This is a genomic window from Methylobacterium sp. A52T (assembly GCF_053346095.1).
Map to the genome: position 1 here is coordinate 1 of NZ_JBKFBI010000048.1, position 22100 is coordinate 22100.

The following is a 22100-nucleotide window of genomic DNA, read 5'->3' on the forward strand; positions in this document are numbered from 1 at the left end:
GCCGCCCGGAGCGCCCGCAGGTCGTCCGGGCCGCGCACGCCGCCCGCCGCGTAGAGGCGGCGATCCGGCGCCCGCGCGCGCAGGGCTCCCAGCGCCGCGAGGTCCGGGCCGGCCCCGGCGCCGACCTGCGCCAGCGTCATGGCGATCACCTCCGGCGGCCAGAGCGCCGGATCGTCGTGGAGGGCCGCCGGGCCAAGCCGCTCCGCGCCGCGCGTGTCGAGGGAGAACACCGCCCGGTTGCCGAGCCGCGTCACGAGGTCGGCATCCGCCTGGCTCTCGCTGCCGATCACCGGTCGCCCGAGCCCGGCCTCCAGGAACGCCGCGACGCCCTCCGGCTCGGCGAAGCCGGCGTCGACCCACAGGGCGATCCCCGGGCACGCGCGGGCGATCGCCTCCAGGGCGCGGAGATCGGGCGCGGCGCGGTCGATGATCGCGTCGAGATCGGCGACGTAGAGGATCGCGGCGGGCCACGCGTCGACCAGCCCGCGGGCCACCGCGTCCGGCGCCGAGCCCTTTGCCAAGGGCGTCTCGATCGGGGCATAGGAGGAGCGCTCGCCCCGGCGCGCCCGCACCACGCGGCCGCCCCGGAGATCGAGCACCGGGATCACCGCGAAGCCGGGGCGCCCGATCCTGTGGTCCATCGAGGCGCTCATCGCGGTCCCATGCGCTCACCAAACCCAACGACCATCGGGTGGGACCTCGGCGGGGTCCACGTCAAGGTCGCCCTGGTCGAGGACGGCCGGGTCGCGGCCGCCGCCCAGGTGCCGTGCCCGCTCTGGCAGGGCCTGCCGGCCCTCGACCGGGCGCTGGAGGCCGCCCCCGACTGGGCCCGCGGCGCGGCCCTCCACGCCGTGACCATGACGGGCGAGCTGACCGACTGCTTCGCCGACCGGCGCGACGGCGTCGCGGCGCTCGCCGGATGGGCCGGGTCGCACCTCGCCGGGACCGTGCGGATCTACGCCGGCCGCTCCGGCCTCGTCGCCCCCGAGACGGCCGCGTCCCTGTCGGCGGACGTGGCCTCGGCCAACTGGCACGCCACCGCGGCGCTCGCCGGCCGGCTCGTCCCGGACGCGCTGCTGGTCGATATCGGCTCGACCACCGCAGACCTGATTCCCGTCGTGGGCGGGCGGCCGGCCGCGACCGGCTACAGCGACGCCGAGCGGCTGGAGACCGGCGAGCTCGTCTATACCGGCGCGGTGCGCACGCCGGTGATCGCCCTGTCCGACCACGCCCCCTTCGCGGGCCGCCGGACCCGGCTGATGACCGAGACCTTCGCCCACATGGCGGACGTCTACCGCATCCTCGGCCAGCTCCCCGAGGGCGCCGACCAGCAGCCGAGCGGCGACCGCAAGGGCAAGACGGTCGCCGAGAGCGAGACCCGGCTCGCCCGGATCGTCGGGCGGGACCGGGCGGAGGCACCCGGAGCAGCCTGGACGGCGCTCGCCGCCCATTTCGCCGAGACGCAGCTGCGCCTGCTGCACGACGCGGCGGCGGAGATCCTCAGCCGGCCCGACATCGGCGCGGATGCGCCCCTCGTCCTGTGCGGCGCCGGCGCCTTCTTGGGCGCCCGCCTCGCCGAGCGTCTCGGCCGGTCCTCGACACCGCTCGTGACGCTGCTGGCGGACCGGATCGGCGGCGCGCGCGACGGCATCTCGACCTGTGGACCGGCGGTGGCGGTCGGCCTCATCGCCGCGGAGGAGGCACTCGCATGAGCGCAATCAAGATCCTGGCCCGGATCCTGACGGCCCGGGTCGGGCCGCATATCGAGCTGGCCGTCGAGACGGAGACCGGCGAGGTGCTGAAGGTGCTCGCCACCGAGGACCAGGTCGACCGGCTGGTCGACGAGCTGGAGGACATCCTCAACTCGCCCGCCGACCCGGAGGATGACGGGCCGCCCCAGGCGGCCTGAGGCCCCGGGCCCTGCCGGTCGCCATGAGCCTGATCGCCGCCAAGATCGTCGTCACGCCGACCCTGATGTGGGCCGTGTCGGCGGCCGCGCGCCGGTGGGGCAGCCTCGTCGGCGGCCTGCTCTCGGGCCTGCCGCTGACCTCGGCGCCGATCTCGATCTACCTCGCCGCCGAGCAGGGCGAGCGCTTCGCCGCCGACGCGGCAATCGGCTCGGTGGAGGGGCTCGGCGCGGTCACCGTCAGCTACCTCGTCTACGCCGTCGCCGCGCCGCGGACGGGGGGTCTGGCGTCCGCGCTGCTCGCCCTCGCGGGCTTCGTCCTCGGGGGCACGCTGCTGCACGGGGTGGTCCAGCCCAGCCTGTGGCTCGCCACGGCGATCGACCTGCCGGCGATGGCCCTGGTGGTCGCCCTGTGCCGGCCAGCCGCGGGGACCGAATCGCCGGCCCGCCGGGCGCGCCCGCCGCGCTGGGACATGCCGGCCCGACTCGCGGCCGCCACCGCCCTGGTCCTGCTGGTCTCGGGGCTGGCGCCGCATCTCGGCTCCGGCCTGAGCGGCGTCCTGGCGCCGATCCCGATCATCTCCTGGCCGCTCATCGTCTTCGCCCGGGCGCAGGACGGCGTCGGCGCCGCCCTGGACGTGGTGCGCGGCAGTGCCCAGGGCGCGTTCGGCGTGCTGGCCTTCTATGTCTGCGTGCACCTGCTGCTCGGGCGCATCGACCCGGTCGCGGCCTACGCCGCCGCGATCGCGGTGTCGGCGGCCTGCGTGCTGCCGTGGCTGGTCGCGCGGCGGCGCCCGCTCGCCACGTGACCGGGCCGCGCCGAGGCGACCGCGGAGGAGATCGATGCTGCCGGAGACGGGAATCCCGACCCTCACACCGGGCTACGCGGCGGTGCCGCCCGGCCATCTCGCCACGATCGTCACCAGCCTGGAGATGCTGCGCCCGCCGCCCCCGCGTCCCGGACGGCCGTTCCCGCCCGGGCTCGCCCTCGAGCCCCTGGAACGCACCGACCCGGAGACCTACCGGAGCCTGTTCCGGGCGGTGGGCGCCGACTGGCTCTGGTTCTCGCGCCTCACCCTCGCCGACGAAGCGCTGGCGGCGATCCTGGCCGACCGGGATGTCGAGATCCTCGCGCTCCGGCGGGACGGGCGGAACGTCGGCATGCTGGAACTGGATTTCCGCCGGCCCGGCACCTGCGAGCTGGTCTTCCTCGGACTGACCGGGGACGCGGTCGGTACCGGGATCGGCCGCACGCTGATGAACGCGGCGATCGGCCGGGCCTGGGCGCGCCCGATCGCGCGGTTCTGGGTGCATACCTGCACCCTGGACCATCCCGGCGCGCTCGCCTTCTACCGGCGCTCGGGCTTCGTGCCCTTCGCGATCCACGTCGAGGTCGCGCCCGATCCGCGGCTCGACGGGACCCTGCCGCGCGACTGCGACCCGCACGTGCCGCGGCTCGGCTGAGGCGCCGCGGGGTCCGGACACGAAGAGACCCGCGGCCTCGCGGCCGCGGGTCTCGTGTCGTCAGTCGCGCGCGCCGGTCAGGCGGCGGTGCGCTTGCGGGCTTCCTGCTTCGTGTCGACGCCGGCCGCTTTGATCTCGGACAGCTTCTGCGCGACGTTGCGCGAGAACACGAACTCGGCCGGACGCTGGTTCTCCAGGCTGACCTCGGGGGCCATCTCGCCCTCGGTCTTGATGCCGCGGATTGCGTGCACCAGCGGCTTCCAGGGCTTGCGGACCGAATCGACCACCGAGGAGGCCTCGTAGCCCGAGTGGACCATGCAGTCGGCGCACTTCTCGTAGTTGCCGGTGCCGTAGGCGTCCCAGTCGGTGGTCTCCATCAGCTCCTTGAAGGTCGCCGCGTAGCCCTCGCCAAGCAGGTAGCAGGGCTTCTGCCAGCCGAACACGGTGCGGGTCGGGTTGCCCCACGGGGTGCAGTGGTAGGTCTGGTTGCCGGCCAGGAAGTCGAGGAACAGGCCCGACTGCTGGAAGGTCCACTTCTCGCGGCCCTTCTCCTTGCCGTGCCGGAACACGCCGCGGAACAGGTCCTTCGTCGCCTTGCGGTTCAGGAAGTGCTTCTGGTCGGGGGCGCGCTCGTAGGCGTAGCCGGGGGAGACGGTGATGCCGTCGATGCCCATCCGGGTCACGCTGTCGAAGAAGTCGGCGATCTTCTCCGGCTGGGAATTGTTGAAGAAGGTGCAGTTGATGGTGACCCGGAAGCCCATCTCCTTGGCCTTCGCGATCGCCGCCACGGCCTTGTCGTAGACGCCGCGCTGGCACACCGACTGGTCGTGCATCTCCTTGTCGCCGTCCAGATGGATCGACCACGTGAAGTACGGGCTCGGCTTGTACTCCTTGATCTTCTTCTCGAGGAGCAGCGCGTTCGTGCAGACGATCGCGAATTTCTTCTGGGCGATGATGCCCTCGACGATCTGCGGCAGGTCCTTGTGGAGGAGCGGCTCGCCGCCGGCGATCACCACCACCGGGGCGCCGCACTCGCGCACCGATTCGAGCGCGTCGGCGACCGGGAGGCGCTTGTTCAGGATCTCGTCCGGATAGTCGATCTTGCCGCAGCCGGCGCAGGCCAGGTTACAGCGGAACAGCGGCTCCATCATCATCACAAGCGGGTAACGCTTGCGGCCCGTGAGGTGCTGCTTCAGGATGTAGCCGCCGATCTTCGCGACGTACCGGAGGGGGATACCCAAGATTGCGGCTCCTTACTTCGTCGGCCCCGGGACATCGGGGTGCTTAACGCGAAAAAATCTCGAATTCCAGCGATCTAGCTTGGAACTAATCTGAAATGACCCCGTTTCGGCGGGGCGATGACATCTTATTCCGTGCCTGACGCAACGGCGCCACATGGACCGCGCGTGCGGAGCCCGTGGGCGGACGCGCCCGATCGTTGAGGACAGCACGTGCATTGCGTCGGCAATACGACCGGAATCCCACGATTCGGGTGGCCGCGCCAGAAACGCCGTGCGCTAGCGCACACGGGCGGGCGCGGGATGCGCGCCACGGCGGCCGCGTTGCAATCTGGCATCGCCCTCTTTACTGAGCCTCGTGGCCGCGATGCAAGTCCCGGCCCGCGGCGGGTGTCCCGACCGCGGACCGCATCGGGCGCAATCAGTCGGGTGCCGGGCGCGCGCGGCGCGCTCGGATCGGGCGGTGTGGCGTTCCTCGAACCCGATGCGCACCCGGCCGAATCGCGGAGCGTCGCGCGGCGGAGCCCTGAGCCCGCCGGTGTCGGTGGCCCGGGTTCGGACCGGACAGATGGCAGGAGCCGGTCGCGCACGGGGCGCGTCCGATGCGAACAGGCAGGGTGCTCGTGATCGAAAGTCTCGTCGCGTTCTCGGTGCGGTATCGGTGGATCGTGATCGCCTTCACGGCATTCCTCACGGTCGCGAGCCTCGGAGTCGCGGCACACCTGTTCCGAATCAACACCGACGTCGAGCGGCTGATCGACCCGAAGGAGCCGTGGCGGCAGGACGAGATCAATTTCGAGAAGGCGTTCCCGCAGCGCAGCAACACCATCGTGGCGGTCATCAACGGCGAGACGCCGGAGGAGACCGAGGAGGCGGCCGCCAACCTCGCCAAGGCGCTCACGGCGCACAAGAACCTGATCGAGACGGTCTACCGGCCCGACGGCGGCCCGTTCTTCAACAAGAACGGCCTGCTGCTGATGTCGCAGGCGGACCTCGACAAGACCCTAGAGGCGCTGACCCAGCAGCAGGGTCTGCTCGGGCCGCTCGCCGCCGACCCGTCGCTGCGGGGCATCATGCGGGTGCTGACGCTCGGCGCGCGCGGCGTGAAGAGCGGCGAGGCCAAGATCGAGGATCTCGAGAAGCCCATGGGGCAGATCGACGCCACCCTGCAGAAGGTGCTGGCGGGCCAGCGGGCGCGCCTGTCCTGGCAGGAGCTCCTCTCGGGGGGTGAGACCAGCGTCACCGACAAGATGAAGTTCGTGGTGATCCAGCCGGTCCTCGACTTCAACGCCCTGGAGCCCGGCTACCAGGCGACCAAGCTGATCCGCAACGTCGCCAAGGATCTCGGGATCGACGCCCAGAACGGCCTGCGGATGCGCCTGACCGGCACGGTGGCCGTGGCGGACGAGGAGTTCGCGACGCTGTCGGAGGATGCCGGCCTCAACAACAGCATCATCGTCGGCGCGATCGTGCTGTTCCTGTGGCTGGCCCTGCGCTCGGGCAAGCTCGTCGGCGCGGTGATCATCACCACCTTCGCGGGCCTCGTGGTCACGGCCGCCCTGGGCCTCGTCATGGTCAAGGAGTTGAACCCGATCTCGGTGGCCTTCGCGGCGCTGTTCGTGGGGCTCGGCATCGACTTCGGCATCCAGTTCTCGGTGCGCTACCGGGCCGACCGCTACGAGCAGCCGACGCTGGAGAGCGCGATCCGCGCCGCCGCGCGGGGCGTCGGCTGGTCGCTGACGCTCGCCGCGGTGTCGCTGGTGGCGGGCTTCTTCGCCTTCCTGCCCACGGCCTTCCGCGGCGTGTCGGAGCTGGGCCTGATCGCCGGCGTCGGCATGATCGTGGCCTTCCTGTTCTCGCTGATCCTGCTGCCGGCGCTGATCGCGGTGTTCAAGCCGGTGGGCGAGAAGGCGGCGGTCCAGACCGAGTGGCTCGTCGGCGTCGACCCGTGGATCATCCGGCACCGCAAGCCGATCCTGATCGGCGTCGGCGTCCTGACCCTGGCCGGCGCGCCGCTCCTCTGGCACCTGCCGTTCGACTCGAACCCGATGCACCTGCGCAGCGCCAAGACGCAGTCCATCGCGACCTACCTGGACCTGATCAAGAATCCCGAGACCAGCCCGAACTTCATCGACGTGCTGGCGCCCAACGTCGAGGCGGTCCCGGCGCTGTCGAAGACGCTCCTGGCCCTGCCGGTCACCGCCTCGGTCAACAGCATCGACACCTTCGTCCCGCGGGATCAGGACAAGAAGCTGGCCCAGATCGCCGACACGGCCCAGCTGCTCGACCCGGTGCTCAATCCCGGCCGCCGGCCGCCACCGCCGACCGACGCCGACAACGTCAAGGCGCTCAAGGACGCCGCCGCGGCGCTCAACGGCCTCTCGGCCGACGCCAAGGGCGACGCGAAGGGCGCCCAGGAGGCCAAGCAGCTCGCCGGCACCCTGGACAAGCTCGCCGCCGGCCCGGTCCAGCTGCGCGAGGCGGCGTCGGTGGCGCTCACCAAGGATCTGGTGCCGCTGCTCGCCCGCCTGCGCGACCTGCTGCATCCCGAGAAGATCACGCTGGACAACCTGCCGCCGCAGCTGAAGGCCGACTGGGTGGCGGCGGACGGACGGGCGCGGATCGAGGTTCACCCGAAGGGCGACTCGAACGACGATACGGTGCTCCGCCGGTTCTCGGACGAGGTCCTGAAGGTCGCACCGCACGCGACCGGCGCGCCCGTGGCCACCACGCAGTCGAGCTACACGATCCTGGGCGCCTTCGTGCAGGCGGCGGTGACGGCCTTCGTGCTGATCTTCGTCATCCTCTCGGTCGCCCTGCGCAAGCCGTGGGACGTGGCGATGACCCTCGGCCCGCTGGTGATCGCGACGCTCTGGACGCTGATGGCGATGCGCATCGTCGGCATGCCGCTGAACTTCGCCAACATCATCGCCCTGCCGCTGATGCTCGCAGTCGGCGTGGCGTTCCACATCTACTACGTGATCGCGTGGCGGGCGGGCGTGACCGACATGCTCGCCTCCAGCCTTACCCGGGCGATCTTCTTCTCGGCGCTCACCACGGGCAGCGCCTTCGGGTCGCTGGTCCTGTCGAGCCATCCGGGCACGGCCAGCATGGGCAAGCTGCTGGCGCTGTCGCTGTTCTTCACCCTGGTGGCGGCGTTCTTCGTGGTTCCGGCGACCCTCGGCGAGCCGCCGGAGCAGCCCGACGAGGATCGTCCGGAAGCCGAGAAGGCGGCCGGTGCGGCCCTGCGCAAGTCCGCCCCGCACCAGGATCCGGTGCCCGCCAAGTAGAAGCCGAGCAGCGCCGGCCGGTCACGGCCGGCGCTTCGGAGGGCCTCAGAGGGCCTTCTCGAAGAAGTGGTCCGGGTAGGGATCGTCGTTGAAGCGGTCGATCTCCTCCCAGCCCGACCGCCGGTAGAGCGCCAGGGCCTCAGGGAGGGCGCTGTTGGTGTCGAGCCGCAGCGTCCGGATCCCGAGGTCGCGGGCGGCGGCCTCGGCCTCCCGCATCAGCCGCCTGGCGAGGCTCAGCCCGCGCGCCGCGGGATCGACCCAGAGCCGCTTGATCTCCGCCACCGCGCCGCCGCTCCCCTTGAGCCCGACGCATCCGACCGGCAGCCCGTCGGCGCACGCGAGCAGGAACACGCCGCGCGGCCGCACCATGGCGGCGGCCTCCGGGTCGCACGACAGGGCGACGTCGAACCCGCCGGCAAACCGGGTCGCGAGCTCGGCGTAGTAGGCGGCGAGGCAGGCGCGGGCGCCGGCGCCGGTCGGGTCGGCCTCCCGGATCGCGATGGCGTCGCGGCCGAGGGCCAGGGCGACCCGGTCCATGGCGTGCAACAGCGCGTCCACCTGCGGGGCGCGCTCCAGCAGGGCGACGGCGCGGGCATCCGACAGCGCCTCGTAGGCCGCGAACTCGCGCCGCCCGGCTTCGGTCAGGGAGGCGACCCGACGGCGGGCATCCGCGGGATGCGGCGCGGTCGCGACCAGCCCCTCCTCCTCGAGGCTCCGCAGGAGACGGCTCATCAGACCGGAATCGAGACCGAGATAGGCGCGGATCGCGCCGATCTCCGCGCGGCCCGCGCCGATGGCGTTCAGGACGCGCGCCGCGCCCAGGGGACGGCCGCGGCCGAGGAACGAGGAATCGAGAGCGCCGACCTCGGCGGTGACCGCGCGGGCGAAGCGGCGGACGCGGGCGATCTCGGAAGGTTCCATATTATCTGACTAAAGTCAGATAAAGATCCGGGTCAACCGAGGAAGTCGGAGAACCCGCCGCGGACGGCGCCCGACGCGTCGGCGGCCGACCGGGATGCGGGGGCGGTCAGCGCGTCGCGCTCGTCGGCGTAGCGGTAGCCCGGCGCCTCGCCGGGGAAGCCGCCGGCGGTGGCCGGATGGGTGTAGAGCTCGGTCAGGCCGTCCGGAAGTTCGGCCAGCAGGGCCGCGACACGGGCGGGCGTCATGGCGCCGGACCACGCGAGGCCGAGGGTGCGGTCGGGGATCAGCAGCCCGGCCTGCCGGGCGCGGACGGCGAGCAGCGCCGCCCAGGGGGCGATGTCGAGGGCGGCTCGCGGCCGCGCTCCGGGCTCGGCGCGGCGCAGGATCTCGCGCGGCTCCCGCGGCACCCGCAGGGCGCGCATCCCGAAGTCGCGGCCGACGCGCAGCACCGCCCCGGCGATCAGCGGGTGGACGTGGAAGTGCTTGTGGGCGTTGACGTGGTCCAGCGGCAGGCCGGTGGCCCGGTAGGCCTCGAACTGCGCCCGGATCTCGGCGGCGAGCTGGCGCCGGGCCGCGGGCCTGCGGGCGAAGTCGAGGCCGAGGCGGGCCATGTCGGCCCGCATCAGGCCGGCCTCGTCCGTCAGGTCGGGAAGCTGTTCCGCCGGCAGGGTCGGCCACGCCTCCACGAGGACGAGGTGCAGCCCGACCCGCAGGGACGGCATCCGCCGGGCTCGCGCCACGGCGTCGGCGGCGGCCGGCGCCGAGACCATCAGGCTCGCCGCCGTGAGGATCCCGTCGCGATGGGCCTGCTCGACGGCCTCGTTGACCTCGGGGCTCAGCCCGAAATCATCCGCGGTGACGACCAGACGCTTCACGGTAACCTCGTAAGGGGTGTCGAGAGGGCGTGCCCTCTCGCGGGTCCAGGGCGGAGCCCTGGGAGAAGAGGGGGGGCTCTGCCCCGCGCTCCCCGCCGGGGCCGCAGGCCCCGGACCCCTGACTTCAGGCCGCCTTGGCGGTGCCCTGACGCTCCTTGAGGAAGCGGTAGAACTCGACGCCCTCGCGCAGGCGACGCTTCATCATGTCCGGCGAGCGCACCATCTCGCTGACGATCGAGGCGATCTTCGGCGCCCGGAAGTAGAACTTCTTGTAGAACTCCTCGACCGAGGTGAAGATCTCGGTGTGCGAGAGGTGCGGGTAGTGCAGCGGCGCGACCTGCACGCCGTTCTCGTCGACGAGCTCGGCGTTCTCGATGTCGAGCCAGCCGTTCTCCACCGCCTGCTTGTACAGGAAGGTGCCCGGGTAGGGCGCCGCCAGCGAGACCTGGATCGTGTGCGGGTTGATTCGCTTGGCGAAGTTGATCGTCTCCTGGATCGTCTCCTTCGTCTCGCCCGGCAGGCCGAGGATGAAGGTGCCGTGGATGGCGATGCCGAGGTCGTGGCAGTCCTTGGTGAACTTCTCGGCGACCTCGACCCGCATGCCCTTCTTGATGTTGTGCAGGATCTGCTGGTTGCCGGACTCGTAGCCGACCAGCAGCAGGCGCAGGCCGTTCTCCTTGAGCACCTTCAGGGTCTCGCGCGGCACGTTCGCCTTGGCGTTGCACGACCACGTGACGCCGAGCTTGCCGAGCTCGCGGGCGATCTCCTCCGCGCGCGGCAGGTTGTCGGTGAAGGTGTCGTCGTCGAAGAAGAACTCCTTGGTCTGCGGGAACTCCTTCAGGCAGTACTTGATCTCCTCGATCACGTGCGCGACCGAGCGGGTGCGGTAGGTGTGGCCGCCGACCGTCTGCGGCCAGAGGCAGAAGGTGCAGCGGCTCTTGCAGCCCCGGCCCGAGTAGAACGAGATGTAGGGGTGCTTCAGGTAGCCGATGAAGTACTTCTCCATCTCCAGGTCGCGCTTGTAGACGCTGGTGACGAAGGGCAGCTGGTCCATGTCGGTCATGATCTCGCGGTCCTCGTTGTGGACCACGACACCGTTGGCGTCGCGATAGGACAGCCCCTTGATCTCCGACATCGGGACGCCCTCGGCGACTTCCTTGACGGTGAAGTCGAACTCGTTGCGGGCGCAGAAATCGACCACCGGGGCCTGGGCCATCGCGCCGGCGGCGTCGACCGCGACCTTGGCGCCGATCAGGCCGGCGATGAGCTTCGGGTTGGCGGCCTTGAGCGCCTCGATCGTCTTCACGTCGGACTTGAACGACGGCACCGAGGTGTGGAGCACGACGAGGTCGAAGTCGTTGGCCTGGGCCACGATCTCGGCGAGCTTGATGTTGTGCGGCGGCGCGTCGATCAGCTTCGAGTTCGGCACCAGGGCGGCCGGCTGGGCCAGCCAGGTCGGGTACCAGAACGACTTGATCTCGCGCTTGGCCTGGTAACGGGAGCCGGCACCGCCGTCGAAACCGTCGAAGGTGGGGGCCTGGAGGAAGAGCGTGCGCATGGGGTTCAAGGCCTCAGGGCAATGCCGGGGGAGGGGCGGAGGACGAGGGAGCCGGGTTCAGCGGAGCGGCGCGCCGGCATCGCGGCCGAGTTCGGCGTCCGGGATCAGGGTGCCATCCGCAACCACGTGATAATCGTGACCTTTCCATGTCACCGCCCCCGACACGAAGGCCCAGGAGAAGTTCAGGAAGGAGAGGATGTCGCGGATCGGCAACAGTCCGTAGGGGTGCGGGGCGAGGCCGAAGGCCCGCTCCAGCTGCCGGCAGAGCAGCACGCGGCTCGCCAGCGCCGCGGCGGCGACCCAGAGGGCGCCGGTGCCGGCGCCGGGCAGGAGCGCGCCCAGCAGGGCGAGCGGGAAGGCGTGGGTGACGATCGAGCCGGCGTAGCCCGCCGGGTCGACGGTGCGGATCGTCCGGTTCCAGCGCAGCTCGTGCCGCCACAGGCCGGAGAGATCGGTGTCGACGCTGGTGTGGCCGATCGTGAAGCTCGGGATCACCACCCGGCCGCCGAGGCCGCGCAGGGCGGCGCCGATGGCGTAATCGTCCGCCAGATCGTTGCGGAAGGTGCGGAAGCCGCCGACCGCCTCCAGGCTCGCCCGGGTGAAGGCCACGGTGGAGCCGAAGCAGGGCTTCGCCAGACCGAGGCTCAGGCCCATCACGACGTTGGGCAGGAAGTGGGTGTCGATCGCGAGCGTCGAGAGCTGGTCGTACAGGCCCCGGAAGGCCGGGACCCCGTGGTACAGGCAGGTGACGCCGGTGACGCCGTCCTGGGACAGCTCCGCGACGAGGCGCTCGAGGTAGTCGGGCCCCACCACCATGTCGCTGTCGGCCAGCACCACCACGTCGTGGGCGATGGCCTCGGCCATGTTGATCAGGTTCGAGACCTTGCGGTTCGATCCGTGCTGCCGGCCGTCGATCACGAGGTCGATGCGGGCCTCGGGATAGGCCTGCTGCAGGCGCTCGACCACGCCGATCGCGGGATCGGTGGGCTTCTGGACGCCGAACAGGACCTGGACCGGCCCGGCGTAGTCCTGGCGCAGCACGGTCTCGAGATTCGCGTAGAGATTGGGCTCGAGGCCGCAGAGCGGCTTCAGCACGGTCACGGAGGGCCGCGTCGCGCCGGCGGGCAGCACCGGCGGGCGGCGGCCCGCGTAGCGGCCCGCGCAGATGGCGGCGGCCAGCCCGTAGACGCAGCCCGCCGCCGCCAGGATCAGGCAGAGCAGCGAGAGCCACGAGAGGCCGAGCAGCGCCAGGGAGGAGACATCCATCCGGTCGGATCCGTGCGATCGTCCGGCCGCCGAGGCGGCGATGGCCGCGAACGGCCGGTTCAGGTCGGCGCAGGCGCCGGCGCCGCTCAGGGCGTCGGCTTGGCCGCGAGCATGCCGTCGGCCCGCGCCCGGAGGAACTTCACGACGCCGTCGGCGCCCCCGGACTTCAGCGGCGCCGACAGGGCGTTTCGCTGCGCGGCGATCTCGCTGACGTCGCCGTTGAGCAGGACGTCCTGGATGCGGTTGTCGGCGTTGACGACGAAGTCCACGGCGGAATCGTCGCCGTCCGCGGCGGTGACGCGGGTCGGCACCACGCGCTGGGCGCCCCGCTCCTCGACCTTCGGCGTCACGTCGAATTTGCCGCCGGCGGCGCGGGCCAGGCGGTTGGCGTAGGTCACGGTCAGGCTGCGCTTGAAGGCGTCGATCACCGCCGCCTGCTGCTCCGGGGTGAAGCTCGACCATTTCGAGCCCACCGCGATGCGGGTCATGGCGGGGAAGTCGAACGCCTTGTCGAGCGCCGGGCCGACGGCCTCGACCCGGGCCGGCAGGGGGCCGGGCCCGTCCTTCAGCGCGGCCGAGAAGGCGGCGTAGAGGTCGCGCACGGTCTGAACGGCCGGATCGTCCGCGGCCCGTGACGGGGCCGGGACGAGCAGGGTCAGGGCCAAGGGAGCGGCGATGAGGGCGGCCGCGAGCCGGCGGGTCAGGCGCACTTCTTCAACTCCTCGCCGTCGCCGAGCCGCGCCCCCATGCGCGGCGGGGCGTAACTGTAGAACGGGCCGAGGGTGGCGGGCTGCGCGACCCTCTTGGCCTTGCGCCCGGCCTCCGGCGCAGGCTCGCGCTCCTCTTCCTCGGGCGCCTCGGACCGGAGCCTGGACTCGATCCGGTGCCAGAGCAGGAGGCTCGGGAGCCCGACGCCGAGATCGGCGAAGCGCTTGACCAGCGACAGGGCGAGCGCCGCCTCGGCCGGGATATTGAACAGGCCGCACAGGGCGATCAGTCCGCCCTCCTGCGCGCCCAGGGCGCCGGGCACCGCGAAGGCCGCGCCGCGCACGGCCTGGGCGAGGCTCTCGATCATGAGCGCCTGCGCGAAGTCGATCGGGTAGCCCATGAACCGCAGGCAGACATAGACCTCGAGCGTGCCGATCACCCAGCCGGCGAGGTGGACCACCAGGGCCAACGCGAAGCGACCGTGGTTGCCGTAGAGCCGGCGCAGGCTGTCGTAGAGCTGGTCGATGGCGCCGAAGGCCCGCCACTCGCGCCCGGAGGCGAAGCGGCTGAGCAGCGCCTGGATCAGGCGATGACCGGCCTTGCGCTGGATCAGGTAGAAGGCGCCGAGCGCCGGGACCGCCAGGGCCAGCCCGCCCTCGACCGTGTGGGCGATCGGTCCGTCACCGGAGATCAGGACCAGTAGGGCGAGGCCGGCCACCGTGAACAGGAGCTGCGTCAGCGCCTGGGTCATCAGGTCGACGAACATGCTGGCGCCCGCGAGCGCGCCCGGAACGTTGCGCTTCGACAGGAGACGGGCGCCGACGAAGTCACCACCGACGGTGGCAACGGGCAGCAGCGTGTTGATGCCCTCGCGGACGAAGCGGAGCGAGATGCAATCGGCGAGCTTGGTCGCGCCGGCGGGGAACACGACGTACCAGCCGAGCCCCGCCCAGGCGACGGCCACGAAGCGCGCGAGCACCACCAGGGCGGCGCCCCAGCCGGCGCTCACGACGGCGGCCGACACATCCTCCAGGCCGGAGGACATGAACAGGCCGACGACCGTGCACAGACCGGCGATCGAGGCCAAGGTCGTCAGGCGCTTCATTGTCGTCTTTCAAGCTCGCGTAAGGCTTGATGCGGGAAATCGGTCACGGTCGCGGCAGAAATAGGTCCATCGGCCCGGGAACGTTTCTGTCACGTTGCAGCACGGATTAGCGGTGTCTATCACCCGTTTGACACACCGAGGGCCAAAGCGGCGGCGGGGCTGAGAAGCCCGCGCAGAAGGCCGCGGCACGTCGCAGAAGGGGCACACGTCATGGAGCGCGAATCACCGATCACGGCCCTTGAGGCCGTGACCGACGACACGCATGCGGGCGGCTTTCCGGGCGGGACCGGACCGGGCGTGCCGGCTCCCCAGTCGCCGGTGATGGCCTGGAACGAGTGGGATCCGCTGGAGGAGGTCATCGTCGGCTCGCTCGACGGCGCCACGATCCCGACTCACCACCTGACGGTGATCTTCAACCTGCCGCGCGCCGCGCAGCCGTTCTACCGGCTGGCGAGCGGCTGGAAATATCCGAAGTTCATGAAGAAGCTCGCCCAGGCCGAGCTCGACAACTTCATCACCATCCTGGCCGGCGAGGGCGTGAAGGTCCGCCGCCCCGACGCGGTGGACTTCTCGAAGAAGTTCAAGGCACCGCGCTGGTCCTCCCGCGGCTTCTGCGTCGCCTGCCCGCGCGATCCGTACCTCGTGATCGGCGACGAGATCATCGAGAGCCCGATGTGCTGGCGCTCGCGCTACTTCGAGGGCGACGCCTACCGGTCGCTGTTCAAGGAGTACTTCCGCGCCGGCGCCCGCTGGACCTCCGCGCCGCGGCCCCAGCTGACCGACGACCTCTACAACTACGATTACCGGGTGCCGAACCTGAAGGCCGGCGAGCCCATGCAGTTCACGGTCAACGAGTTCGAGCCGGTCTTCGACGCCGCCGACTTCGTCCGCTGCGGCCGCGACCTGTTCGTGACCCGCTCGAACGTGACCAACCTCATGGGCATCGAGTGGCTGCGCCGCCACCTCGGCCCGGGCTTCCGCATCCACGAGATCGAGAGCCGCTGCCCGCAGCCGATGCACATCGACTCGTCGTTCATGCCGCTGGCCCCCGGCAAGGTGCTGGTGAACCCGGACTACGTCGACGTCGAGAAGCTCCCGGCCGTCCTCAAGAAGTGGGACGTGCTGGTCGCCCCGCGCCCCGACCCGGTCGAGGGCTTCATGAGCAAGATCTCGATGTGCTCGCCCTGGACCTCGATCAACGTCCTGGCGATCACCGAGAAGAAGATCGTCGTCGACCAGAGCCAGCCGACGCTGATCAAGGCCCTGAAGGACTGGGGCTTCGACCCGATCCCGGCGCCGTTCCTCAGCTACGGCCCGTTCGGCGGCTCGTTCCACTGCGCGACCCTCGACGTCCGCCGCCGGGGCGTGCTGAAGTCGTACTTCTAGGACCGGCCCGCGGTCGTCCCGGGGCGCCGCGAGCGCCCCGGGACGACGGGCGACGTCACGCGGCGCCTACCGCGCCGCGATGCCCGCGATCAGCGCCGCGTTGAACCCCTCCGGGTCCGACATCTGCGGCGCGTGGCCGAGATCCGGGAACTCCACGAGCCGCGCGCCCGGGATGGCCCTGGCGGCCGCCTTGCCGAGCTCGGGATAGTTGCCGAGGCCCGCCCGCACCTTCGGCGGCGCGAGGTCCTTGCCGATCGCCGTGTTGTCCTTCTGGCCGATCAGGAGCAGCGTCGGCACCGCGATCTGCGGGAACCGGTAGACCACCGGCTGGGTGAGGATCATGTCGTAGAGCAGGGCCGAGTCCCAGGCGACCGCCTCCTTGCCGGGGCCGCCGTTGAGGCCCGCGAGCATCGTGACCCAGGGCTCGTAGCGGGGCTCCCAGGCGCCGGCGTAGTAGGTCGCCGTCTCGTAGGCCCGGATCGAGGCCGCCGTCACCTTCAGCTCGCGCTGGTACCACTGCTCCACCGAGGTCGGCGGCACGCCCTTGGCGGCCCAGTCCTCCAGGCCGATCGGGTTCACCAGCACGAGCTGCTCCACCGCCTTCGGGTAGAGCAGGGCGTAGTGGGCCGCCAGCATGCCGCCCGTGGAGTGGCCGACCAGGATCGGGCGCTCGATCCCGAGCTTGTCCAGGAGCGCGTGGGTGTTCTCGGCGAGCTGCCGGAAGGTGAACTGGTAGGCCGCCGGCTTGCTCGACTTGCAGAAGCCGATCTGGTCCGGCGCGATCACCCGGTACCCGGCGGCGCTCAGCGCCCGGATCTGGCTCTCCCAGGTGGCGGCGCAGAAATTCTTGCCGTGCAGGAGCACGGCGGTCCGGCCGTTCGGCGTCGCCGGGCGGACGTCGAGATAGGCCATCTGCAGGGGCTGGCGCTGCGACGTGAACGGGAACCGCTCCACGGGGAACGGGTAGGCGAAGCCCTCGAGTTCGGGCCCGTAGGTCGGCTGCGGCGGCGGCTCCGCGGAAGCGGGCCCGGCCGGCACCAGGGCCAGCAGGACGGAAGCGAGGAGGGTTCGAAGCATGGCCGCGTCGGTGCCTGATCTGCGTGCGGCGTGCGGCGCCGCGCCGCCCGCTCAGATCGGTCATCCGGCTGTTCCTGTCCACGTCCCGCGGAGCGGCGCGGCTTCGCGCCCGCCGCAGGGCGCGCTATCTCTCGGGCGCGCCATCTCCCGGGCGCGACCGTCTTCCGCCGCGGATGTCCCGATGCTGCGCCTCACCGCCCTGACCGCCCTCGCCGGCGCGCTCGTCCTCGGCCCGGCCCCGGCCCGGGCGGCGGATGCCTGCGACGTCCTCGCCGCGCGGGTGATCCGCACCACCGGCGCCTCCCTGGCGGGCCGGGCCGGGCCCGTCGCGGTGTTCCGGGCGCAGGATGCCGAGCGGCTGAGCCTCGATTGCCGCGCGCCCGCCCGGATCACCGTGGCCTCCCGCGAGCGCGAGCCGGCGCCGGCCTACTTCGTCCTGATCGGCCGCGCCGCGCAGGCGCTCGCCGGGGCGGACGCCGCCGCGGTCGAGGTGCTGGCGCTCAACCTCCACCAGGCCAGCCTGCTGGCCGATGCCCCGCGTCGGGGCGGCGCCGGCCGGATCCTGATGCTGTGCGAGACCGGACCGCGCACCGACGGCCTCCGGGAGGACCGCACGGTCTGCCGGGTCGCGCCCCGGCCCGGGCTTTCGCGGATCCGCCGCGCGGGCTAGACCGGCCCGCATGTCGAAGATCGAGACACCCGGCCCCGTCGTCCAAGTCGGCGACGCGCGCTTCGCCAACCATCTGCCGCTGACGCTGATCGCCGGCCCGTGCCAGCTCGAGGGGCGCCAGCACGCCCTGGAGATCGCCGCCGCCCTCAAGGAGATGGCCGCGGGTCTGGGCGTCGGCCTCGTGTTCAAGACCTCCTTCGACAAGGCCAACCGCACCTCGGGCAGCGCCGCCCGGGGCATCGGCCTCGACGGGGCGCTGCCGGTCTTCGCCGAGATCCGCGAGACCCTCGGGCTGCCGGTGCTGACCGACGTGCACGCCGCCGAGCAGTGCGCCCGCGCCGCCGAGGCCGTGGACGTGCTCCAGATCCCGGCCTTCCTGTGCCGCCAGACCGACCTGCTTCTGGCCGCCGCCGCCACCGGCCGGGCGGTCAACATCAAGAAGGGCCAGTTCCTGGCGCCCTGGGACATGAAGCACGTCGCCGCCAAGGTGACGGAGGCCGGCAACCCCAACGTCATCGTCACCGAGCGCGGCGCCTCCTTCGGCTACAACACCCTCGTCTCGGACATGCGCAGCCTGCCGATCATGGCGCAGGTCACGCAGGGCGCGCCGGTGGTGTTCGACGCCACCCACTCGGTGCAGCAGCCCGGCGGGCAGGGGGCGAGCTCCGGCGGACAGCGCGAGTTCGTCGCCGTCCTCGCCCGCGCCGCCGTGGCGGTGGGCGTGGCGGGGGTGTTCATCGAGACCCATCCCGACCCCGACCGGGCGCCCTCCGACGGCCCCAACATGGTGGCGCTGAAGGACATGCCGGCCCTGCTCGAGGAACTCCTCGCCTTCGACCGCCTCGCCAAGCGCCGGGCCGCCTGACCGGCTCAGGCGGCCGCCGGCTCCAGGACGTGGATCCGCAGGGGCTGGACCAGGCCGAACTGCCCGTCGGCCTCGCGCGCGGCGGCCTTGAGGAACGCCGCCTCGACCACGGAGCGCCGGTCCCGGATGGTCGCCTCGCGGGCCGGGTCCACGGCGCTGACGCGGGCGAGGAAGGCGTCGAGGGAGTCGAAGCGCTCGCGCCGCTCGATCGTCGCGTCGCGGCGGCACGCGTAGGCGCCGCGGGCGAGGGCGGCCGCGATGGCCTCCTGGGCGGCGGCGCGGACCGCGGTCTCGTCCTCGATCGGCCGCAGCGCGTCGAAGAAGCTGCCCTCCGCCAGGGGCTCCACCACGACGAGGAGCCCGCCCGGGACCAGCACGCGGGCCGCCTCGGCGAGGGCCGCCGCCGGGTCCGGGACGTGGTGGAGGGAGTTCAGCATCACGGCGCCGTCGAAGCTGGCGTCCGGGAAGGGCAGGGCCTCGCCGGTCGCGGCCTCGAAGCGCGCCTCCGGCACGGCGTCCCGCGCCCGGGCGAGCGCCGCCGTGCCGGGATCGATCCCGGTGACCCGCGCGCCCGCGTCGACCAGCCGCCGCGCGAGCGTCCCGGGGCCGCACCCGATATCGACGACCCGCTTGCCGGCCAGCGGCGCGAGGCTCTCGCGGATCAGCGTCAGGGCATCCATCGTCGGTCCTCCCGGCCGATCCGTATCACGCCCGACCCGCGGCAGGGCGGATTTCCGTCTCCGGGCCGGGGCCGTCCGCCGCGACGGCCCGCCGCGACGTTCCAGGTGTTCCCGAAGACGCGCCGCAAGAGTTCGAGCGGTTCCAGAAGAGCGACGCCCAAGCTTGACCGCTTTCATCGAAGCGGCGGCCACGCTGAACAACGGTTCATAATCCCGATCGGGTGCGGATCCGCACGCAAGTCCGGCGCGAAATCTGGAACTGTCCGGATGCGGCCACGTTATTGGGCATGTTCGATCAGGGATCGAGAAGGAACACTATGCGCAAGATCGGTATCATCGCCACTGCCGCCGCCATGGCTCTCGGCAGTGTTGCCGTCACCACGAGCGCCGAGGCGCGGCCTTACGGCTACCACGGCGGCTACGGCGGCTACGGTCACGGCTACTACCGCGGCCGTCGCGGCATCGGCACCGGCGCCGCCATCGGCCTCGGCATCGCCGGCCTCGCGGCCGGTGCGATCGCCGCGGGCGCGGCCCGCGACAGCTACTACGGCGGCGGCTACGGCTACGCCCCGTCCTACGGCTACGGCTACGCCCCGGTCTACGGCGGCTACGGCTACGCCGCTCCGGGCTACGGCTACTACGGCTACGGCTACTGAGATCGGAGGTCCGAGAGGATCGGGGGCGACCGGCGCGAGCCGGTCGCCCTTTTCGTTGGCTCGGTCAGCGTCCGCGGTAGGGCGGCACGCCCGGGTCCGGCAGCCACGCGTTCTTGGGCAGTTCGCCCGTCTGCCAGAACACGTCGATCGGGATACCGCCGCGGGGATACCAGTACCCGCCGATTCGCAGGTAGCGCGGTTCCAGCAGGTCGCGGAGCCGCTTGCCGATCGCCACAGTGCAATCCTCGTGGAACGCTCCGTGGTTGCGGAACGACCCCAGGTAGAGCTTCAGCGACTTCGACTCCACCAGCCAGTCACCGGGCACGTAGTCGATCACCAGGATCGCGAAATCCGGCTGCCCGGTGACCGGGCAGATCGAGGTGAATTCCGGCGCGGTGAACCGGGCGACGTAGTCGGTGTCCGCGTGCGGGTTCGGGACCCGGTCGAGCCGCGCCTCCTCGGGTGAGGTGGGGAAGGGCGTCGGCTGGCCGAGCTGGAGATTGTCGGGAGTGGTCATGGCCGGCCATATAGAGCCTGCCGGCGCCGCGCGCATCCGCCTGATCCGCGACGCTTTCCCGACAAGTTCGGGCTGTGCGCCGTCCGTCCCGGCGCTTGCCGCCGGCCGCGGCTTGACGGATAAGCCGCCGCGATGCGCCGCACCCTCCGATTGGGGCGCGGTCGCCGACCCGCGGCCCCCGCGAGAGGACGTTCCATGACCGCGATCACCAATATCAGCGCCCGCGAGATCCTCGACAGCCGCGGCAACCCCACGGTCGAGGTCGACGTCATCCTGGAGGACGGCTCCTTCGGCCGCGCCGCGGTGCCGTCGGGTGCCTCCACGGGCGCCCACGAGGCGGTGGAGCTGCGCGACGGCGACAAGAACCGCTTCCTCGGCAAGGGTGTCCTGAAGGCGGTCGAGGCGGCCCAGACCGAGATCCTCGACGCGATCGGCGGTATGGAGGCCGAGGACCAGGTCGCGGTCGACGAGGCGATGATCGAGCTCGACGGCACGCCCAACAAGGCCCGGCTCGGCGCGAACGCGATCCTCGGCGTGTCGCTGGCGGTGGCCAAGGCCGCGGCCGAGGCCTCCGGCCTGCCGCTCTACCGCTACGTCGGCGGCGTGCAGGGCCGGGTGCTGCCGGTGCCGATGATGAACATCATCAACGGCGGCGCGCACGCCGACAACCCGATCGACTTCCAGGAATTCATGATCATGCCGGTGGGCGCCGATTCGCTCGCCGAGGCCGTGCGCATGGGCTCCGAGGTGTTCCACACCCTGAAGGGGAAGCTGAAGAAGGCCGGCCACAACACCAATGTCGGCGACGAGGGCGGTTTCGCCCCGAACCTGCCGTCGGCCGAGGCCGCCCTCGATTTCGTGATGGACGCGATCAGCGCCGCCGGCTTCAAGCCCGGCCAGGACATGGCGCTCGCCCTCGACTGCGCCGCCACCGAGTTCTTCAAGGACGGCGCCTACGCGTACGAGGGCGAGGGCAAGACCCGCACCATCGAGGCGCAGGTCGACTACCTCGCGCAGCTCGTCGCCACCTATCCGATCGTCTCCATCGAGGACGGCATGTCGGAGGATGACTGGGCCGGCTGGAAGCTCCTCACCGACAAGATCGGCGACCGCTGCCAGCTCGTGGGCGACGACCTGTTCGTCACCAACGTCGAGCGCCTGTCCCGCGGCATCGCCGAGGGGACGGCCAACTCGATCCTGATCAAGGTCAACCAGATCGGCTCGCTCACCGAGACGCTGGCGGCGGTCGATATGGCCCAGCGCGCCGGCTACACCGCGGTGATGTCGCACCGCTCGGGCGAGACCGAGGACTCGACCATCGCGGACCTCGCGGTCGCCACCAATTGCGGGCAGATCAAGACCGGCTCGCTCGCCCGCTCGGACAGACTGGCCAAGTACAACCAGCTGATCCGCATCGAGGAGGGCCTGGGCCCGCAGGCGCTCTATGCCGGCCCGTCGGCGCTTAAGCAGCTCGCCCGCCGCTGATCGGGAAGATCCTGCTGGCCGGCCTGCTCGGTGTCGGGGCGGCCGGCCCCGCCCGCGCGGACCCGCTCTGCGACGGCGCCCGCCCGACGCTCAGCGCGCAGCTGCTGTTCGGCCTGTCGCGGCCGGACGGCGGCCGCGTCTCGGGCGCGGCCTTCGACCGGTTCCTGGCCGAGTGGATCACCCCGCGGTTCCCGGACGGGCTGACCGTGTTCGCCGGCCGGGGCCAGTGGCGCGGGCCGGACGGACGCATCGTCCGCGAGGCCGCCCGCACCGTCCTGATCGTCACCGAACCGACGCCCGAGGCGGTCGCGGCCCTGCGTGAGATCCGGGTGGCCTACCGGCGCCGCTTCGTGCAGGGCGCGGTCGGGCTGGTGCTCCAGCGGAGCTGCGCGCTGTTCTGACGACGCGCTGCCATCCCCGTCTCGAGACGAAC

Annotated in this window: 22 protein-coding genes; 11 read left to right on the forward strand and 11 right to left on the reverse strand. The window is 71.7% G+C overall.

The annotated features are described in order from the left end of the window. The coding region (locus ACLBYE_RS13830) for a HisA/HisF-related TIM barrel protein (RefSeq protein ID WP_447694618.1) at positions 1-653 on the reverse strand (653 nt) is incomplete at its 3' end. A gap of 9 nt (positions 654-662) precedes the next feature. Between ACLBYE_RS13830 and ACLBYE_RS13835 the strand changes: the two genes are divergently transcribed. Genes ACLBYE_RS13835 through ACLBYE_RS13850 form a run of 4 tightly spaced genes read left to right on the forward strand, consistent with a single transcriptional unit; the run spans position 663 to position 3370 of the window. Then, positions 663-1712: a hydantoinase/oxoprolinase family protein gene (locus ACLBYE_RS13835; RefSeq protein ID WP_447694619.1), complete on the forward strand. Its 1050-nt coding sequence runs from the start codon at positions 663-665 to the stop codon at positions 1710-1712. Then, positions 1709-1909: a hypothetical protein gene (locus ACLBYE_RS13840; protein ID WP_012317969.1), complete on the forward strand. Its 201-nt coding sequence runs from the start codon at positions 1709-1711 to the stop codon at positions 1907-1909. The genes ACLBYE_RS13835 and ACLBYE_RS13840 overlap by 4 nt, the downstream gene beginning before the upstream one ends. A 23-nt stretch (positions 1910-1932) precedes the next feature. Further along, positions 1933-2715 (forward strand): hypothetical protein, encoded by a 783-nt coding sequence (locus ACLBYE_RS13845; protein ID WP_447694620.1) that lies wholly within the window; start codon positions 1933-1935, stop codon positions 2713-2715. A gap of 34 nt (positions 2716-2749) precedes the next feature. Further along, a complete protein-coding gene (locus ACLBYE_RS13850; RefSeq protein ID WP_447694621.1) occupies positions 2750-3370 on the forward strand; it encodes a GNAT family N-acetyltransferase in 621 nt (206 codons plus the stop codon). 77 nt (positions 3371-3447) lie between these two features. Here the strand turns inward: ACLBYE_RS13850 and hpnH are convergent, their stop codons facing one another. Further along, complete coding sequence (hpnH, locus tag ACLBYE_RS13855) at positions 3448-4611, reverse strand: adenosyl-hopene transferase HpnH (RefSeq protein WP_020095300.1); 1164 nt, start codon at positions 4609-4611, stop codon at positions 3448-3450. Between the two features lie 620 nt (positions 4612-5231). Between hpnH and ACLBYE_RS13860 the strand changes: the two genes are divergently transcribed. Continuing rightward, positions 5232-7898 (forward strand): MMPL family transporter, encoded by a 2667-nt coding sequence (locus ACLBYE_RS13860; protein WP_447694635.1) that lies wholly within the window; start codon positions 5232-5234, stop codon positions 7896-7898. A 45-nt stretch (positions 7899-7943) separates the two neighbouring features. Here the strand turns inward: ACLBYE_RS13860 and ACLBYE_RS13865 are convergent, their stop codons facing one another. From ACLBYE_RS13865 to ACLBYE_RS13890, 6 genes are all read right to left on the reverse strand, one after another. Next, complete coding sequence (locus ACLBYE_RS13865; RefSeq protein WP_447694622.1) at positions 7944-8819, reverse strand: bifunctional helix-turn-helix transcriptional regulator/GNAT family N-acetyltransferase; 876 nt, start codon at positions 8817-8819, stop codon at positions 7944-7946. Between the two features lie 32 nt (positions 8820-8851). After that, positions 8852-9694, reverse strand: a complete 843-nt coding sequence (hpnK, locus tag ACLBYE_RS13870) for a hopanoid biosynthesis-associated protein HpnK (protein ID WP_091683193.1) — start codon at positions 9692-9694, stop codon at positions 8852-8854. Positions 9695-9818: 124 nt separating this feature from the next. Continuing rightward, a complete protein-coding gene (hpnJ, locus tag ACLBYE_RS13875; protein WP_076729250.1) occupies positions 9819-11252 on the reverse strand; it encodes a hopanoid biosynthesis associated radical SAM protein HpnJ in 1434 nt (477 codons plus the stop codon). Between the two features lie 57 nt (positions 11253-11309). After that, complete coding sequence (gene hpnI, locus ACLBYE_RS13880; RefSeq protein WP_447683430.1) at positions 11310-12518, reverse strand: bacteriohopanetetrol glucosamine biosynthesis glycosyltransferase HpnI; 1209 nt, start codon at positions 12516-12518, stop codon at positions 11310-11312. An 86-nt stretch (positions 12519-12604) separates the two neighbouring features. Beyond that, the gene (locus ACLBYE_RS13885; protein ID WP_020095306.1) at positions 12605-13228 is read right to left on the reverse strand and encodes an MlaC/ttg2D family ABC transporter substrate-binding protein; all 624 of its coding nucleotides are present in this window, start codon (positions 13226-13228) and stop codon (positions 12605-12607) included. Next, positions 13219-14331, reverse strand: a complete 1113-nt coding sequence (locus tag ACLBYE_RS13890; protein WP_056529590.1) for a flippase-like domain-containing protein — start codon at positions 14329-14331, stop codon at positions 13219-13221. Before ACLBYE_RS13890 ends, ACLBYE_RS13885 begins: the two co-directional genes overlap by 10 nt. A gap of 210 nt (positions 14332-14541) precedes the next feature. Between ACLBYE_RS13890 and ACLBYE_RS13895 the strand changes: the two genes are divergently transcribed. Continuing rightward, positions 14542-15717 carry an amidinotransferase gene (locus ACLBYE_RS13895; protein ID WP_020095308.1) on the forward strand — a complete coding sequence of 392 codons (1176 nt, stop codon included), beginning with the start codon at positions 14542-14544 and terminating at the stop codon, positions 15715-15717. Between the two features lie 66 nt (positions 15718-15783). Here the strand turns inward: ACLBYE_RS13895 and ACLBYE_RS13900 are convergent, their stop codons facing one another. Continuing rightward, positions 15784-16794, reverse strand: coding sequence for an alpha/beta fold hydrolase (locus tag ACLBYE_RS13900; RefSeq protein ID WP_447694623.1), 1011 nt, complete (start codon positions 16792-16794; stop codon positions 15784-15786). Between the two features lie 181 nt (positions 16795-16975). Here ACLBYE_RS13900 and ACLBYE_RS13905 point away from each other — a divergent pair, with 181 nt between their 5' ends. Beyond that, complete coding sequence (locus ACLBYE_RS13905) at positions 16976-17464, forward strand: hypothetical protein (RefSeq protein ID WP_447694624.1); 489 nt, start codon at positions 16976-16978, stop codon at positions 17462-17464. A 10-nt stretch (positions 17465-17474) separates the two neighbouring features. Further along, complete coding sequence (gene kdsA, locus ACLBYE_RS13910) at positions 17475-18329, forward strand: 3-deoxy-8-phosphooctulonate synthase (protein ID WP_447694625.1); 855 nt, start codon at positions 17475-17477, stop codon at positions 18327-18329. 5 nt (positions 18330-18334) lie between these two features. On the opposite strand, the gene ACLBYE_RS13915 is transcribed toward kdsA, so the two are convergent. Further along, positions 18335-19009 carry a class I SAM-dependent methyltransferase gene (locus ACLBYE_RS13915; RefSeq protein WP_447694626.1) on the reverse strand — a complete coding sequence of 225 codons (675 nt, stop codon included), beginning with the start codon at positions 19007-19009 and terminating at the stop codon, positions 18335-18337. Positions 19010-19326: 317 nt separating this feature from the next. On the opposite strand from ACLBYE_RS13915, the gene ACLBYE_RS13920 reads away from it, so the two are divergent. Continuing rightward, positions 19327-19665 (forward strand): hypothetical protein, encoded by a 339-nt coding sequence (locus tag ACLBYE_RS13920; RefSeq protein ID WP_012317985.1) that lies wholly within the window; start codon positions 19327-19329, stop codon positions 19663-19665. 64 nt (positions 19666-19729) lie between these two features. On the opposite strand, the gene queF is transcribed toward ACLBYE_RS13920, so the two are convergent. Continuing rightward, positions 19730-20182 carry a preQ(1) synthase gene (queF, locus tag ACLBYE_RS13925; RefSeq protein ID WP_447694627.1) on the reverse strand — a complete coding sequence of 151 codons (453 nt, stop codon included), beginning with the start codon at positions 20180-20182 and terminating at the stop codon, positions 19730-19732. Between the two features lie 195 nt (positions 20183-20377). Between queF and eno the strand changes: the two genes are divergently transcribed. Continuing rightward, entirely contained in the window at positions 20378-21667 is a 1290-nt protein-coding gene (gene eno, locus ACLBYE_RS13930) for a phosphopyruvate hydratase (RefSeq protein ID WP_012317987.1), read from the forward strand. A 104-nt stretch (positions 21668-21771) separates the two neighbouring features. Beyond that, positions 21772-22068 (forward strand): DUF3574 domain-containing protein, encoded by a 297-nt coding sequence (locus tag ACLBYE_RS13935; RefSeq protein ID WP_447694636.1) that lies wholly within the window; start codon positions 21772-21774, stop codon positions 22066-22068. The last annotated feature ends 32 nt before the right edge of the window (positions 22069-22100 follow it).